Below are 15,068 nucleotides of genomic sequence, written 5' to 3' on the forward strand. Positions count from 1 at the left end.
CGCGGACTGTGGGGAATAGGGCGGCATGACCGATGTTCTGAACTGGAGCCTCTCCGGCTCGGCAACGCTGATCGCGCTCGTCGTCGGCTATCTCTTCGGCTCCATCCCCTTCGGCATCATCCTGACGAAGCTCGCGGGTGGGCCCGATCTGCGCAGCATCGGCTCCGGCAATATCGGCGCGACCAACGTCCTGCGCACCGGCAACAAGAAGCTCGCGGCCGCCACCCTCGTAGGCGACATGCTGAAGGGCACGGTGGCGGTCATCGTCGGCTCGCGCCTGCTCGGCGGGCCGGAGGCGGCGCTGGCCGCGGGCATCGGCGCCTTCCTCGGCCATCTCTTTCCGGTCTGGGTCGGCTTCAAGGGCGGCAAGGGCGTCGCGACCTATCTCGGCGTGCTGATCGGCGTGAAGGCTTCGATCGCGCTTGTTTTCGCCGCGATCTGGCTGAGCGTCGCCTATCTCTCGCGCTACTCTTCGCTTTCGGCGCTGGTGGCCAGCCTGCTGACGCCGCTGCTGCTCTGGTTCTGGGCGGGCATGCACCAGGCTGCCATCGTCATGGCTATCCTGACGGTGCTGCTCTGGATCATGCACCGAACCAATATCGCCCGGCTGCTCTCCGGGAGCGAAGGCAAGATCGGCCAGAAGGGCTGAGCGATATGGCGGCTGGCATCGTCCTCTCCGATCGCCAGCGTCTCGATTGGTTGAGGCTGATCCGCAGCGAGAGCGTCGGCCCGCGGACCTTCCGTTCCCTGATGAACCGCTTCGGCGGAGTTGGTGCTGCGCTTGAGGCCCTGCCGGAGCTCGCCCGACGAGCTGGCCGTCCGATCCGCATCTGCCAGCCTGCGGAAGCGGAACGCGAGCTGGAAGGCTTGCGGCGTCTCGGCGGACGCCTGATCGCGCTCGGCGAAGCGGAGTACCCGGTGCCGCTGCAGGCGATCGATTCGGCGCCGCCGCTGATCGCGGTGCTCGGACAGGTGCAGATTCTCCAGAAGCCGGCGGTTGCTCTGGTCGGTTCCCGCAATGCCTCCGCGGCGGGGATGAAATTCACCGGCCGGCTGGCGCGCGAGCTCGGTGAGGCCGAATTCGCCGTCGTCTCCGGGCTGGCGCGCGGCATCGATACGGCCGCCCATCAGGCAAGCCTCGAAACCGGGACCGTCGCGGTGCTCGCCGGCGGGCTCGACGAGATCTATCCGCCGCAGAACATCTCCCTGGCGGAGCGCATCGCCGAGCGGGGCGCCGTCATCAGCGAGATGCCGCTCGGCTGGGTCGCCAGGGCCCGCGACTTTCCTCGGCGCAATCGACTCGTCTCCGGCCTTTCGCTGGGCACCGTGGTGGTCGAGGCGGCGCGCCGCTCCGGTTCGCTGATCACGGCGCGCTTCGCCAACGAGCAGGGGCGGCTGGTCTTCGCCGTGCCCGGCTCGCCGCTCGACCCTCGCGCCGAAGGCGGCAATCACCTGATCCGGGAGGGTGCGATGCTTTGCGCCGAGGCTGCGCATGTCATCGAGGCGCTCGCGCCGTTGCGTCGGCAGGACCCGGCCTCCTGGCTCGATCACTCGGCGCTGCGGGAGGCGCCCGGCGAGCCGGCGAGCGAGGCGATGTGGGACGAGCTCGATCTGCCGGAGGTGGCACCGGCACCGGGCTTCGTGCGACATCAGGGGGATTTCGATCCTCCGCCATCGACCGAGGAGGTCGGGGGGGCCGTCTTGCCGCCGGGCCTTGGTCGCCTCGTGCTGGACCTGCTCGGACCGACGCCGATCGCGCCCGATGACCTTGTCCGTGCGAGCGGTCATGCCGCGCGCGAGATCAGCCGGATTTTGGCCGAGCTGGAACTCGAAGGGCAAGTGCGCCGTCACCCCGGTGGAGCTTTGTCGCGGGCGCGCTTCTGATCTTCTCCTTGCTCGGAAGGCCGAGGCCTACTGGGCCTTGCCGTTCGATTTGGCCTGGCGCTCGACTTCGGCCGATGCCTCGATACGGGTCATCTCCAGGAAATAGGACAGGATCTCCAGCTTCGTTGCGCGCGCCATGGTCCGCAACTCGGCGGCCATGCTCTCGATGAACGCCGCCGCCTCCAGCGCGGTCATCGGCCGGTCGGGAGTGTCGCCGTCCCGCTCATCGCCGTCGGGTTCGGACGGAACCAGCTTCTGCGCCTGAACCAGCTTACGCGCTTTTGGCTTCATGCGCATGGATACCTCGTCTGGCAGGCGCGGAACGCGTCCGGAGGCGTCTCCTTCGGATATGCACCTATAAATTGTATTCTCGTAAAAATTTCAAGCTCAGGTCGCTCATCGTAGGAGGAGCACGGCGACGGGGAGCGTCGCGAGCGCCAGCAGGGTCTGAAGCGTTGTGATCTCCGCCATCAGCGGTGCGTCGCCGCCAAGGTCGCGGGCGAGGAAATAGGCGGCCGTGGCGGTCGGAACGGCGCCGGCGACGATCGTCATGGTCAGGGCCGGGCCGGTGACGCCGAACCAACCGGCATAGAGCCAGGCCGCAGCTGGCATCACCACGAGTTTCAATCCAACGGCGACCCAATGGGCGAGGCGAGGGCGCGCGAGCCGGTTCAGATCGAGCGCGGAGCCCACGACCAGCAGGCCGATGCCGAGGGAAGCCCGCCCCAATACGTCGAGATAGCCGGTGAAGGCCGAAGGCAGCATCCACTGGGCCTGGTTGAAGGCAAGGCCCACGGCGGATGACCAGATGAAGGGGTTATACAGGATCGAGCGCACGGTGGCGCCGACGCTCATCGGCTTGCCGTTGGCGAAGCGCGCGAGGATGAGGACGCACATGACGTTGAGCAGGGGGATCATCGCGGCGACCGCGATCGCCATCAGGGTCGCGCCGTTGCGGCCTTGCAGTCCGGCTGCCAGCGCCAGCGCGACGAAGGTGTTCCAGCGGACCGAGCCCTGGAAGATCGAGGTGAAGGCAGGCCCGTCGATGCCTGCTTGCGCCAGGAGAGGCCGGGTCAGCAGGAGACATGCTGCGACGCTGAGAATGGCGAGGACGAGGCTCGCCCCCATGGCAACGACCGGTACGCCACGCAGATCGGCCATGGCGAGCGTGTGGATGACGACGGCCGGAAACAGCACCTGGTAGGTCAGGCGCTCGACGCCGAGCCAATGCGAGGGCGAAACGAGGTTTCGGGCTTTCAGGACCCACCCGGTCGCGATGACGAGGAAAACGGCGATCAGGCTGTCGAGCATGGCAGACCGGCAAGATGGGCAGGAACAACGGTTCTCGCCGGCAGTTGATGCGGCGAGTATCGACCAGCCTGTTCCATGGCGGCCCGCCGCCGGCAAGGGCGTTGATGGAGACCCGTTGTGTCTCTGCCGCAATGCCGCCGCGATTGGTTCAGGTCGCATTCAACCGGATCGAGCGAACCTGCCGTCATGGTTCGGGACGGTCCCGACGAAGGAGATGCCGTCATGATCTCTCTGAGCAAGACATTCGCCATCGCGTTGACTGCCGCAGGTGTGGCGGTGGGCAGCTTCGCGGTTCCTGCCATGGCGCAGGAGCAGCGTCTGTTCGATGCAACCCGGCTCGACAAGGCGCAGGCCGGCTATACGCAATACTATCGCGGTTATCGTGGCGGTTATCGCGGCGGGTATTACCGCGGCTGGCGCGGCCCCTCGCGCGGCGCAGCGATCGCGGGGGCCGTCGGCCTCGGCATCCTCGGCGCGGCGGCCGTCGCGGCGAACAACCGCGCCTACGCGGCGCCGTACTACGATGAGTACTACGCGCCTCCGCCGCCGCCGGTCTATGCCTATCCGCAGCGCTACTATGCGCCCTATGGCGGCTATTATGCTCCGTATGATTTCCGCGATCATCGCTAAGGTCGCGGCTTGAAGCGCCTTGCAAGGCCCGCGCAATCTGCGCGGGCCTATTTTTGTGGGTTTGTCAGGGAAATCTTCGCGATTTGACGCCAGAAGATGGCGTCACTGATGTTTGGACGATTGAGGTATCACCGAAATGGCTCCCCTTCGAGATGTTCTGATCGCCGGGCTGGGATTGGCGATGGCCGGCTGGGGCAGCGTTCAGCCCGCCTCAGCGCAGTATTACGCCGGCCCCAACTACGATCGTTCCTATGAGCGTCGCCCCGGCGACGGCTATGAGAGTCGCGGCTACGGACGCAACGATGACCGCAGGGATTGGCGCGACGATCGGCGCGGTTACGGTCGCGACGATGCGCGGGGCGACCGGCGCGACGATCGTCGTCCCGGCTACGATGGCGGGCGTCGCCAGCAGGACCCGATGGCGGGCATGACGATGGAAGAGCGGAAGCGCGCCATCAAGAACGAGCGCGAAGCACAGAAGAAGGCGTTCAAGCGCGGGCTTCTGTTCAACTGAGCTTCTCGGAAAAGCGCCTCATATTTGAGGCGCTTCCTTCAGTCGAACGCGTCTTGCTCGCCTTCCAGCGGCGCGAGCCGGCCCAGCCTGTCGAGCGCACCCTGCAGGATGTAGGCGGCGGCCATCTTGTCGACGACCGCTGCGCGCTTGGCGCGCGACGCGTCGGCATCGAGCAAGGTGCGTGTTACGGCCATCGTGGACATTCGCTCGTCCCAGAACACGATCGGCAGGTCGGTCAGGGGGGCGAGGTTGCGCACGAAGGCGCGGGTGGACTGCACGCGCGGCCCCTCCGTGCCGTCCATGTTGAGCGGCAGGCCAATGACCAGCCCGGCCACCTGATGCTTCCCCGCGATCTTCAGCAGCGCCGCGGCGTCGAGCCCGAACTTCACCCGCTGGATCGTCTCAAGCGGCGTCGCGATCTGCCGCTCCAGATCCGACAGCGCGAGCCCGATCGTCTTGGTGCCGAGATCGAGGCCGAGCAGGCGCGCATGCGCCGGCAGGTCGAGGAAGGCTTCGAGCGGGACGACGGCGCTGGTCATGGCGTGGCGGTATCACGCGCAGCCCCATCTCGCGAGCGATACCTTTACCGATGGTCCCCGCGAATGCCGGTTTCCCGGCAGCTGTAGCGTCGATGCCATCGCCTATCTGCGATGATCGGGCTATATCGGCGCGCTCGGAGCGGCTCTGCCGCTATTGGAGGATTTTCTGCCGTGGCGGCGCGCATCTCGCTGCAAGTTCCCGACAAGGACCTGCTTGGCGCCTATGAGGCTGCGCTGCGCGCAGGCTGGTCGCCCAATACGACGCGCAACGTCGCGCCCGAGCAACTCGCCGCCATAGCCGCCGATCCCGACGCCTTCCTCGCCGAAATTCGTGGCGGCCCGGGACGTGTGAGGCTGCCGGATGGCCGCGAGGTCGATCGCATTCCCGGCCCGACGCGCTGGATCTTCGCCGAGGATCGGCCCGAGCGGCCCTTCATCGGCTCGATCAACCTGCGCTGGCAGGAGAAGGATGGACGGCCCATCCTGGCCTTGCCGGAACATGTGCTGGGCCATATCGGCTACACCATCCTGCCGGCATTCGCCGGCCACGGCTACGCCACAGCGGCGCTCGCCGGGATGCTTGGCGTCGCGCGCGAGGCCGGTCTGCCGGAGATCACCATCACCTGCGACGTCGAGAACCACGCCTCGCGCCGCATCATCGAGAAGAACGGCGGGCGATTGATCGAGACCTTCGTCGCGCCGCTCTACAGCCCCGATCCACGCCTTCGTTTCATCGTCAGCACGGCACCATGACCGACATCGTCATCACCGAATTCATGGACGACGCCGCCGTCGCCAATCTCAAGGCGCGCTTCGCTGTTCATTATGATCCCGAGCTCTATGCCGATTCGGATGAGATGGCGCGGCTCTTCGCCGATGTCCCGGCCGTGATCGTGCGCAACCAGACGCAACTGCGTGGCAAGGTGCTGGAGGCGGCCAAGGCGCTGAAGGTGATCGGGCGCCTGGGCGTCGGCCTCGACAATCTCGACATGGAGACTTGCGCCGCTCGTGGCATCCGCGTCTTCCCCGCGACCGGCGCCAACAGCCTCTCCGTCGTCGAATACGTCATCGGCACGACGATGACGTTGTTGCGCGGCGCCTATTTCGCCAATGCCGCGATGGTCGCCGGCGAATTCCCCAAGACGAAGCTGATTGGCCGCGAGATCGCCGGCAAGCTGATGGGCCTCGTCGGCTTCGGCTCCATCGCCCGCGACGTCGCCCATCATGCCCGCGCTATCGGCATGGAGGTGGCGGCCTACCATCCGCGCTTGGCCGTCGATGATCCCGCCTGGAGCGGCGTGCGGCGGCTGGAGTTCAACGAATTGCTGGCGCAAGCCGACGTCATCAGCCTGCACGTCCCGCTGACCTCGGAAACCCGCGGCATGATCGACGCGAAGGCCTTGGCCCGGATGAAGCCGGACGCGATCCTGATCAACACGGCGCGCGGCGGCATCATGGACGAGGCGGCCTTGGTCAAGGCGCTCAAGGCCGGCAAGCTCGGCGGCGCGGCGATCGACGTCTACGAGCAGGAGCCGCTTGGCAAGGACGCGGCCAAGGTTTTCGCTGGCGCACCCAACCTGATCCTGACCCCGCATATCGCCGGTAACACGGTCGAGTCGAACGGGCGCGTGTCTGGGCTCGTGGCCGAGAAGGTCATGGCGGCGCTGGAGGAGCGGATTTAGGGTGTAGATTGGAGCGAGTGGCCGCTTCCAACCCATAACGGCCTTCACCTATCTGGAAACGCGCATCCAAGATAACCGAGGCGGAACCAACGCAGAGGTCGTTATGATCGATTGGATGCCAGACGCCCTGAAGCGCCTACTCGATACTCTGTTGCGATCCTCAGCCCCAACTTCATCGGCAAAGAAGCCCGCAGAGCCTTACGTCGGAAGCGGAGGCCTCGTTTTCGGCTCTGATCTCTACAATCAAGTCAGGGAAGAGGATCGGAAAAGGAACCTCGCACAGCTAGCCGAGGACGCCGAGGCCGCACGGAAACTGCGTGATCTTCCCAATAGCTGAGGAGACCGATTTCGACCCAAAGCAGACGCTGTTTGGTCAGTGCGCCCTCAAACTTGCCACCATAACCTCACACAAAATCAAACCGATCGACATCGACCAGCCCCTTGTCGGTGATCTTGAGATGCGGGATCACCGGCAGGGTCAGGAAGGCGACCTGCAGGAAGGGCTCGGCCAGCACGACGCCGAGCGCCTTCGCCGCGGCACGCAAGCGCTCAAGATCGTGCCGCACCGCCTCGAAGGGCTGCTCGCTCATCAGCCCTGCGACCGGTAGCGCCAGTTCGGCCGTGACTTCGCCGCCATCGGCCACGGCGAAGCCGCCGCCGATCTCGATCAGGCGGTTCGCCGCCGCGGCCATCGAGGCCTCGTCGACGCCGACGACGCAGAGATTATGGCTGTCATGGCCGACCGAGGAAGCGATGGCGCCGCCCTTCATGCCGAAGCCATGGACGAAGCCTGTCGCGATTCCGCCGTTCTTGCCGTGACGCTCGATCACCGTGACCTTGATCGCATCCTGCGCGAGGTCGGGCAGGGCCTCGCCGTCGCGCGAGGGCAGGGCCATCGACAGTCGTTCGGTGATGATCCGCCCCGGCACCACGCCGATCACCGGCGTCGCGCCGTCGCGGGCCTTAACAGTGAAATCGGCGGGGGCGAGCTTGCGGCTCTTCACGCTGCCGAGCCCAACCGGGGGGATCGTCGCCCGACCCGCGAACAGTGCTTCCTCGACCAGCCGGCCCCCGGTCAGAACCTGCTTCACCGAGCAGGCAGCGAGGTCCTCAACCAGTACGATATCGGCGCGCTTGCCAGGCCCGATGAAGCCGCGATCGAACAGCCCGAAATTCCGCGCCGCCGAGAGCGAGGCGATGCGATAGGTCGCAAGCATATCGGCGCCCTCGGCGATGGCGGTGCGGATCATGTAGTCGAGATGGCCTTCCTCGCCGATGTCGAGCGGGTTGCGGTCATCGGTGCAGAAGGCCAGGAAGGGCGAGGCGTCGCGCGAGATCAGCGGGATCAGCTGATGCAAATCCTTCGAGACCGAGCCCTCGCGGATCAGGATCGCCATGCCCTTGGCGAGCTTCTCGCGGGCTTCGTCGGCCGTCGTCGTTTCGTGGTCGGTGCGGATGCCGGCGGCGAGATAGGCGTTGAGGTCAATCCCGCGCACCAGCGGGGCATGACCGTCGATATGGCGATGCGAGAAGGCTTCGAGCTTGGCGAGGCAGCCGGGGTCGCGATGGATCACACCCGGAAAGTTCATGAACTCGGCGAGCCCGATCACCTTGGGATGGTCCATCATCGGCGTGAGGTCGCCGGCCTCCAGCGCCGCCCCCGCCGTCTCCAGATGCGTCGCCGGCACGCAGCTCGACAGGTTGACGCGCAGGTCCATCCGCATCGCCTCGGCGCAGGCGAGGAAATAGCGGATGCCCTCGACGCCGAGCACGTTCGATATTTCGTGCGGGTCGCAAATCGCGGTGGTGACGCCATGGGGCAGCACGCAGCGCTCGAATTCGAGCGGCGTCACCAGCGAGGATTCGATGTGCAGATGCGTGTCGATGAAGCCGGGCACGGCGAACAGGCCCTTGGCGTCAATGACGCGCTTGCCCTCGTAGGTTCCGTAGGTCCCGACGATGGTATCGCCGCAGATCGCGATATCGCTCTCGACCAGCGTGCCGGTGACGAGGTCGAGGAGCCTTGCGCCCTTGATGACGAGATCGGCCGGCTCGTCGCCATGGCCCTGGGCGATCCGGCGGGCGAGCGTGGCGGCGTCCGTCATGGGGCGATTCCGTGGGTTCGTCATGGCGCCAGCCTGCCTCTCTCCGGCTAGATTGTCGACTTGGTCGGCGGCTCGGATCGGCCTAGATAGGGGCCGGCATCTCGAAAGCCCGGAGCCTTCGCATGAAACTCACCTGGTACGGCCACTCCGCCTTCCGCGTCGATATCGACGGCGCTGCCATCCTGATCGACCCGTTCTTCACCGGGAACCCAGCCTTTGAGGGCGACGTCGCGGCGATCTCCAAGGGCGTCAGCCATATCGTCGTCACCCACGGCCATGGCGACCACGTCGGCGACACGCTCGATATTGCCGGGAAGACCGGCGCGACGGTCATCACCAATTACGACCTCGCCATGCATCTGGCCTCGCAGGGGCTGAAGAACTTCAGCCCGATGAACACCGGCGGCACCGTCGATCTCGGCCCGTTCAGCCTCACGCTCGTCCGGGCCGATCACTCGGCCGGCATGGGCGAGGGCGGTGTCAACGTCCCCGTCGGCAACGCGAATGGCGCGATCATCAAGGCCAGGGGCGAGAAGACGCTCTGGCACATGGGCGACACCGACATCTTCTCCGACATGGCGCTGCTCAGCGAGATCCATGGCGTCGAGGCTTGCATCTGCCCGATCGGCGACCGCTTCACCATGGGCGGCAAGGTCGCCGCGCTCGCCATGACCCGCTTCGTCAAGCCTAAGGTGGCGATCCCCAGCCACTACGGCACCTTCCCGATCATCGACCAGAACGCCGACACCTTCGTTGCCGGCATGCGGGGCAGCGGCATCGAGGTCGTCCTGCCGAAGAAGGGCGAGGCTTTCGCGATCTGAGCCGGAGAAACCGGCCTGATCGCTCAATGCTGATTTACGTTTGCCCGTTCGCCGCGCTATAGCGCGGCGAACCGTTTTCCGCGCGTGATCCGCGCCCTGTCCAGGAGTCCGCCATGTCGGTCGATCTCGCCACCGTCAAACGCGTCGCGCATCTCGCGCGCATCGCTGTGCCGGAGGCCGATCTGCCCAAGCTGCAAGGGGAGCTGAACGCGATCCTCGGCTTCGTCGAGCAGTTGAACGAGGTGAATGTGGATGGCGTGGAGCCGATGACCTCGGTGACTCCGATGGCGATGAAGCAGCGCGAGGACGTGGTGAACGACGGCGAGATCGCCGATACGATCATCGCCAACGCCCCGGTTTCCGAGGACAACTATTTCATGGTGCCTAAAGTCATCGAGTAGCGCGCGTTATCGTTCCCCGTCATTGCGAGCGTAAGCGAAGCAATCCGGGGGGACCTCGAGTGCTGCCGCTCCTGGATTGCTTCGTCGCTGCGCTCCTCGCAATGACGGTTCCGCCGACTTGAATTCAATCGGATATCGACCGTGACCGATCTCACCCGCCTGACGCTGACCGAGGCCCGCGACGGCCTGAAAGCCAAGACCTTCTCCGCCACCGAGCTGACGAAGGCGCATATCGCCGCCGTCGAGAAGGCCCGCGCCCTCAACGCCTATGTGCTGGAGACGCCGGAGCACGCGCTGAAGCAGGCGGCCGCCTCCGACGAGAAGCTCGCCAAGGGCGAGGCGGGCCCGCTCGAAGGCCTGCCGCTCGGAATCAAGGATCTCTTTGCCACGGAGGGCGTGCGCACCACGGCCTGCTCGAACATCCTCGGCAATTTCGTGCCGGCCTATGAGTCGACCGTATCGAGCCAGCTCTGGCGCGACGGCGCGGTGATGCTCGGCAAGCTCAACAATGACGAGTTCGCCATGGGCTCGTCGAACGAGACCTCGGCGTTCGGCAATGTCGTGAACCCTTGGCGTCGTGAGGGCTCCAATGTCGGCGCGGGGCAGGGCGGGGCTGTCGAGGGCAATCACCTCGTGCCGGGCGGCTCCTCCGGCGGTTCGGCCGCCGCCGTTGCCGCCGATCTCTGCCTTGCCGCAACCGCGACCGACACCGGCGGCTCGATCCGCCAGCCCGCCGCCTTCACCGGCACGGTCGGCATCAAGCCGACCTATGGCCGCTGCTCGCGCTGGGGCATCGTCGCCTTCGCCTCCTCGCTGGATCAGGCCGGGCCGATCGGCAAGAGCGTGCGTGACTGCGCCGTGATGCTGCGCTCCATGGCTGGCCACGACCCGAAGGACACGACCTCGGTCGACGCGCCGGTGCCGGACTACGAGGCCGCCATCGGCCGCTCCGTGAAGGGCATGAAGATCGGCATTCCCAGGGAGTACCGGCTCGAGGGCCTGAACGCCGAGATCGATGCGCTCTGGCAGAAGGGCATCGAATGGCTCAAGGCCGCCGGCGCCGAGATCGTCGAGATCTCGCTGCCGCATACGAAATACGCCCTGCCGGCCTATTACATCGTCGCCCCGGCCGAGGCCTCCTCGAACCTCGCCCGCTATGACGGTGTCCGCTACGGCCTGCGCGAGCAGGGTAAGGACATTGTCGAGATGTATGAGAAGACCCGCGCTGCCGGCTTCGGCGCCGAGGTCAAGCGCCGCATCATGATCGGCACCTACGTCCTCTCCGCCGGCTACTACGACGCCTATTACCTGCGTGCCCAGAAGGTCCGCACTTTGATCAAGCGCGACTTCGAGACCGTCTATGCGCAGGGCATCGATGCGGTGCTGACCCCGGCGACCCCCTCGGCCGCCTTCGGTATCGGCGAGAAGGGCTCGGCCGATCCTGTCGAGATGTATCTCAACGACGTCTTCACCGTGACCGTGAACATGGCGGGCCTGCCCGGCATCGCCGTGCCTGCCGGCCTCGACGCTCAGGGCCTGCCGCTGGGCTTGCAGCTCATCGGCCGCCCCTTCGATGAGGAGACGCTGTTCTCGCTCGGCGAGGTCATCGAGCAGGCCGCCGGCCGCTTCCCGGTTTCGGAGCGCTGGTGGGGCTGAGGGGCGCCCGCGGTTATGCGCGGGCTTGACCCGAGCATCTCGGGCCGAAGGAGGCTCTTCGCCTTCTCATCGTGAGATTCTCGGGCCAGCGCTTCGCTCCGCCCGAGAATGATGCCTCAGGAAAAATAAAAAGGGCCGTGCGAGCGGCCCTTTTTCGTGTCTGCAGTCGGGGGCAGGGCGGCGGCTTGGAAAGCCGCCGCCGTCACCTTCAGCCATGCGCTCTGGTCGGCTGCTGCTGTGCAGCGGCTTGCGCCTTGCGCTTCTTGCCACCGAGTTCCGCCAGCCAGCGCACCATCACATAGAACACCGGCGTGAAGATCAGGCCGAAGAAGGTGACGCCCAGCATGCCGGAGAACACCGCGATGCCCATCGCCTGGCGCATCTCGGCACCGGCGCCAACCGAGATCGTCAGCGGCAGAACGCCGAGGATGAAGGCCATCGAGGTCATCAGGATCGGCCGCAGGCGGGTCCGGGCGGCGGCGATCGCCGCGTCGCGGCGGTGCATGCCTTCCTCCTCCGCCTGCTTCGCGAACTCGACGATCAGGATCGCGTTCTTGGCGGCGAGGCCGACGAGCACCACGAGGCCGATATCGACGAGAATGTTCCTGTCGAGATTGGCGTAGTTCACGCCGAACATCGCGGCCAGGATGCACATCGGCACGATAAGGATGACCGAGAGCGGCAGGAGCCAGCTTTCATAGAGCGCTGCCAGCAGCAGGAAGACGAACACCACGGCAAGCCCGAAGGCGATGATCGCCGTATTGCCCGCGAGCTTCTCCTGCAGCGCGATCTCGGTCCATTCGAAGCCGAAACCTGCCGGCAGCCGCTCCGCCGCGATCTTCTCGACCGCCGCGATACCCTGTCCCGTCGAGTAGCCATGCGCCATCGAGAGCTGCACTTCGGCTGCCGGATAGAGGTTGTAGCGCGGCACGCGATAGGCGCCGGTCGTGTCGTGGAAGGATGCGATCGAGCCGATCGGCACCATCTCGCCATCCGCGTTGCGGGTCTTGAGATTGGCGACGTCGCGCGTGGTCAGGCGGAAGGGGTTATCCGCCTGCGCGGTGACGCGATAAGTCCGGCCCAGCAGGTTGAAGTCGTTGATATAGGCGGAGCCCATATAGATCGACAGCGTCTCGAAGATGCGCGTGATCGGCACGCCGAGCATCTCCGCCTTGGTGCGGTCGATATCGGCGTAGATCTGCGGCGTCTTGGTCGAGAACAGCGTGAACGGCTGCTGGATGCCCGGAACCTGCCCGGCCGAGCCTGCGACGATCCAGGCCGCGCCTTCGAGCGCCGTAAGCCCGCGCCCGCCACGATCCTGCACATAGCCCTTCAGGCCGCCGCCGGTGCCGATGCCCGGGATGGCAGGCGGCTCGATCAGCAGGGTGAAGGCTTCCGAGATGCCGAACATCTGTTGCCGGAGATCGGCGAAGATGCCCTGCGTCGTCAGCCCCTGCTTCTCGCGGTCCTTGAACGGCGCGAGCGTTACGAAGGCGACGCCGGTATTCGGCGCGATGGTGAAGGTCGCGCCGTCGAGACCGGCGAAGGCGACGGTATGAGCCACGCCGGGGCGGGACAGCAGGATCTCGTTGGCCTTGCGCAGCACGGCGTCCGTACGCTGCAGCGAGGAGCCAGGCGGCAGCTGGAGCACGGCGATGAAATAGCCGCGATCGAGCTGCGGCACGAGGCCGGTCGGCGTCCTCCGGATGTCCCAGACCGTCGCCGCGATCAGGCCGGAATAGACGATCAGCAGGATCACGGCGATGCGGATGAGGCGCGAGGTGACGCGGCCATAGGTCCGCGACAGCCAGTCGAAGCCGGCGTTGAAATAGTGGAAGAACCAGCGGACCGGTGCACCCAGCTTGTAGAAGAAGCCGTGCTGCTCGTTCGGGTCATGCTTCTTGTGCGCCTTCAGGAGCACCGCCGACATCGCCGGCGAAAGCGTGAGCGAGACGAAGCACGAGATCGCCGTCGAGGCTGCGATTGTCACCGCGAACTGCTGGTAGAAGGTGCCCTGCAGGCCGCTGATGAAGGCCGTCGGGATGAACACCGCGCACAGCACGAGCGCGATCGCGAGCAGTGCGCCGCCGACCTCGTCCATGGTCTTGTGCGCAGCCTCCTTGGGCGTCAGGCCCTCGGCAAGGTAGCGCTCGACATTCTCCACTACCACGATCGCGTCGTCGACGACGATGCCGATGGCGAGAACCAACGCCAACAGCGAGATCGTGTTGAAGGAGATGCCGACCGCGCTCATCACCAGGAAGGTGCCGACCAGCGAGACCGGGATTGCGACGATCGGAATGATCGCGGCGCGCCAAGTCTGCAGGAACAGGATGACCACGATCACGACGAGCACGATCGCTTCGAGCAGGGTATGCACCACCGCGTCGACGGATTCGCCGATGAACTCGGTCGGGTTGTAGATGATGCGATGCTCGAGGCCGGTCGGGAACTGCTTGGCCATCTCGTTCATCGTCGAGATCAGCTTGTCCGAGGTCGCGAGCGCGTTCGAGCCCGGACGCTGGAAGACGCCGATGGCAACGGTGTTCCTGTTATCGAGATAGGCGTTGGTGGTGTAATCCTGCGAGCCGAGCTCGACGCGCGCGATGTCGCGGACCCGGATCGTGCCGCCATCGGCATCGGAGCGTACGACGATGTTCTCGAACTCGGAGACATCCGTCAGGCGGCCGAGGGTGTTGACGGAGAACTGGAAGGCTTCGTCCGACTTTGCCGGCGGCTGGTTGAGCGCGCCTGCCGCGACCTGGACGTTCGCTGCTCTGAGCGCTGCCACCACATCGCCTGCCGTCAGGTTGCGGGCCGCGACCTTGGCCGGATCGAGCCAGATGCGCATCGAGAAGTCGCGGGCACCGAAGACTTGCACGTCGCCGACGCCGTCGACGCGGGTGAGCACGTCCTTCACGTAGAGCGAGGCGTAGTTCGAGATGTACTGCGCGTCGCGCGACCCGTCCGGCGAGATCATGTTGATGACCATCAGGAAGTCGGGCGAGGCCTTGCGCACCTGCAGGCCGAGCTGGCGCACATCCTGCGGCAGGCGCGGCTCCGCTTGCGAGACGCGGTTCTGCACCAGAACCTGTGCCTGGTCGATGTCGACGCCGGCCTTGAACACGACGTTGATCGTCACCCGCCCGTCGCCGGTCGATTGCGAGGTGATGTAGAGCATGTCGTCGACGCCGTTCACCTCCTGCTCGATCGGCGTCGCCACCGTGGCGGCGACGACCTCGGCCGAGGCGCCCGGATAGGTCGCGGTGATCGAGACGGTCGGCGGGGCGATCTCGGGATATTCCGAGATCGGCAGGCCGCGCTGGGCGATGGCGCCGGCGATCGTCAGCAGCACCGAGAGCACGGTGGCGAAGATCGGCCGGTCGATGAAGAAATGGGCGAAGCGGAACATGGAAACGTCCTGTCCGGAAAAGGCGGGCGGACGCCCGGTGGCGCCCGTGTTTCAGTGCCGGGCCGTGACGGCCCGGGAAGCGGGGCACCGGCGTTGGAAGAGCCGGTGCAGGA

At 66.0% G+C, this 15,068-nt stretch carries 14 protein-coding genes; 9 read left to right on the forward strand and 5 right to left on the reverse strand.

Annotation, left to right across the window (positions count from 1 at the left end; genetic code table 11):
* The first annotated feature begins 25 nt into the window (after positions 1-25).
* Together plsY and dprA are read left to right on the forward strand one after the other, a co-directional pair.
* Positions 26-649, forward strand: coding sequence for a glycerol-3-phosphate 1-O-acyltransferase PlsY (plsY, locus tag AC1DE3_RS09255; protein ID WP_441511309.1), 624 nt, complete (start codon positions 26-28; stop codon positions 647-649).
* Between the two features lie 5 nt (positions 650-654).
* Positions 655-1,884 carry a DNA-processing protein DprA gene (gene dprA, locus AC1DE3_RS09260; protein WP_441511310.1) on the forward strand — a complete coding sequence of 410 codons (1,230 nt, stop codon included), beginning with the start codon at positions 655-657 and terminating at the stop codon, positions 1,882-1,884.
* Between the two features lie 27 nt (positions 1,885-1,911).
* Here the strand turns inward: dprA and AC1DE3_RS09265 are convergent, their stop codons facing one another.
* Complete coding sequence (locus AC1DE3_RS09265; protein WP_441511311.1) at positions 1,912-2,181, reverse strand: hypothetical protein; 270 nt, start codon at positions 2,179-2,181, stop codon at positions 1,912-1,914.
* A gap of 99 nt (positions 2,182-2,280) precedes the next feature.
* Positions 2,281-3,195 (reverse strand): AEC family transporter, encoded by a 915-nt coding sequence (locus tag AC1DE3_RS09270; RefSeq protein WP_441511312.1) that lies wholly within the window; start codon positions 3,193-3,195, stop codon positions 2,281-2,283.
* Between the two features lie 222 nt (positions 3,196-3,417).
* Here AC1DE3_RS09270 and AC1DE3_RS09275 point away from each other — a divergent pair, with 222 nt between their 5' ends.
* Positions 3,418-3,825, forward strand: coding sequence for a hypothetical protein (locus AC1DE3_RS09275; protein WP_441511313.1), 408 nt, complete (start codon positions 3,418-3,420; stop codon positions 3,823-3,825).
* Between the two features lie 136 nt (positions 3,826-3,961).
* Positions 3,962-4,339 (forward strand): hypothetical protein, encoded by a 378-nt coding sequence (locus tag AC1DE3_RS09280; protein ID WP_441511314.1) that lies wholly within the window; start codon positions 3,962-3,964, stop codon positions 4,337-4,339.
* Positions 4,340-4,377: 38 nt separating this feature from the next.
* Here AC1DE3_RS09280 and ruvX read toward each other — a convergent pair whose 3' ends face one another.
* Positions 4,378-4,878 (reverse strand): Holliday junction resolvase RuvX, encoded by a 501-nt coding sequence (gene ruvX / locus AC1DE3_RS09285; RefSeq protein WP_441511315.1) that lies wholly within the window; start codon positions 4,876-4,878, stop codon positions 4,378-4,380.
* A 171-nt stretch (positions 4,879-5,049) separates the two neighbouring features.
* Between ruvX and AC1DE3_RS09290 the strand changes: the two genes are divergently transcribed.
* Both AC1DE3_RS09290 and AC1DE3_RS09295 read left to right on the forward strand, forming a co-directional pair.
* Positions 5,050-5,631 (forward strand): GNAT family N-acetyltransferase, encoded by a 582-nt coding sequence (locus AC1DE3_RS09290; protein ID WP_441511316.1) that lies wholly within the window; start codon positions 5,050-5,052, stop codon positions 5,629-5,631.
* Positions 5,628-6,560 carry a hydroxyacid dehydrogenase gene (locus AC1DE3_RS09295; protein ID WP_441511317.1) on the forward strand — a complete coding sequence of 311 codons (933 nt, stop codon included), beginning with the start codon at positions 5,628-5,630 and terminating at the stop codon, positions 6,558-6,560. Before AC1DE3_RS09290 ends, AC1DE3_RS09295 begins: the two co-directional genes overlap by 4 nt.
* Before the next feature lie 404 nt (positions 6,561-6,964).
* Here the strand turns inward: AC1DE3_RS09295 and ade are convergent, their stop codons facing one another.
* Positions 6,965-8,665 carry an adenine deaminase gene (gene ade, locus AC1DE3_RS09300; protein ID WP_441511318.1) on the reverse strand — a complete coding sequence of 567 codons (1,701 nt, stop codon included), beginning with the start codon at positions 8,663-8,665 and terminating at the stop codon, positions 6,965-6,967.
* 122 nt (positions 8,666-8,787) lie between these two features.
* On the opposite strand from ade, the gene AC1DE3_RS09305 reads away from it, so the two are divergent.
* From AC1DE3_RS09305 to gatA, 3 genes are all read left to right on the forward strand, one after another.
* On the forward strand, positions 8,788-9,486 hold the full coding sequence (locus AC1DE3_RS09305; RefSeq protein WP_441511319.1) for a metal-dependent hydrolase: 699 nt from the start codon (positions 8,788-8,790) through the stop codon (positions 9,484-9,486).
* A 113-nt stretch (positions 9,487-9,599) separates the two neighbouring features.
* On the forward strand, positions 9,600-9,887 hold the full coding sequence (gene gatC / locus AC1DE3_RS09310; RefSeq protein WP_441511320.1) for an Asp-tRNA(Asn)/Glu-tRNA(Gln) amidotransferase subunit GatC: 288 nt from the start codon (positions 9,600-9,602) through the stop codon (positions 9,885-9,887).
* A gap of 141 nt (positions 9,888-10,028) precedes the next feature.
* Positions 10,029-11,543 (forward strand): Asp-tRNA(Asn)/Glu-tRNA(Gln) amidotransferase subunit GatA, encoded by a 1,515-nt coding sequence (gene gatA / locus AC1DE3_RS09315; RefSeq protein ID WP_441511321.1) that lies wholly within the window; start codon positions 10,029-10,031, stop codon positions 11,541-11,543.
* Between the two features lie 208 nt (positions 11,544-11,751).
* Here gatA and AC1DE3_RS09320 read toward each other — a convergent pair whose 3' ends face one another.
* Positions 11,752-14,955 (reverse strand): efflux RND transporter permease subunit, encoded by a 3,204-nt coding sequence (locus tag AC1DE3_RS09320; RefSeq protein WP_441511322.1) that lies wholly within the window; start codon positions 14,953-14,955, stop codon positions 11,752-11,754.
* Positions 14,956-15,068 lie beyond the last annotated feature (113 nt).

This window comes from Allobosea sp. 10L417, from assembly GCF_056395485.1.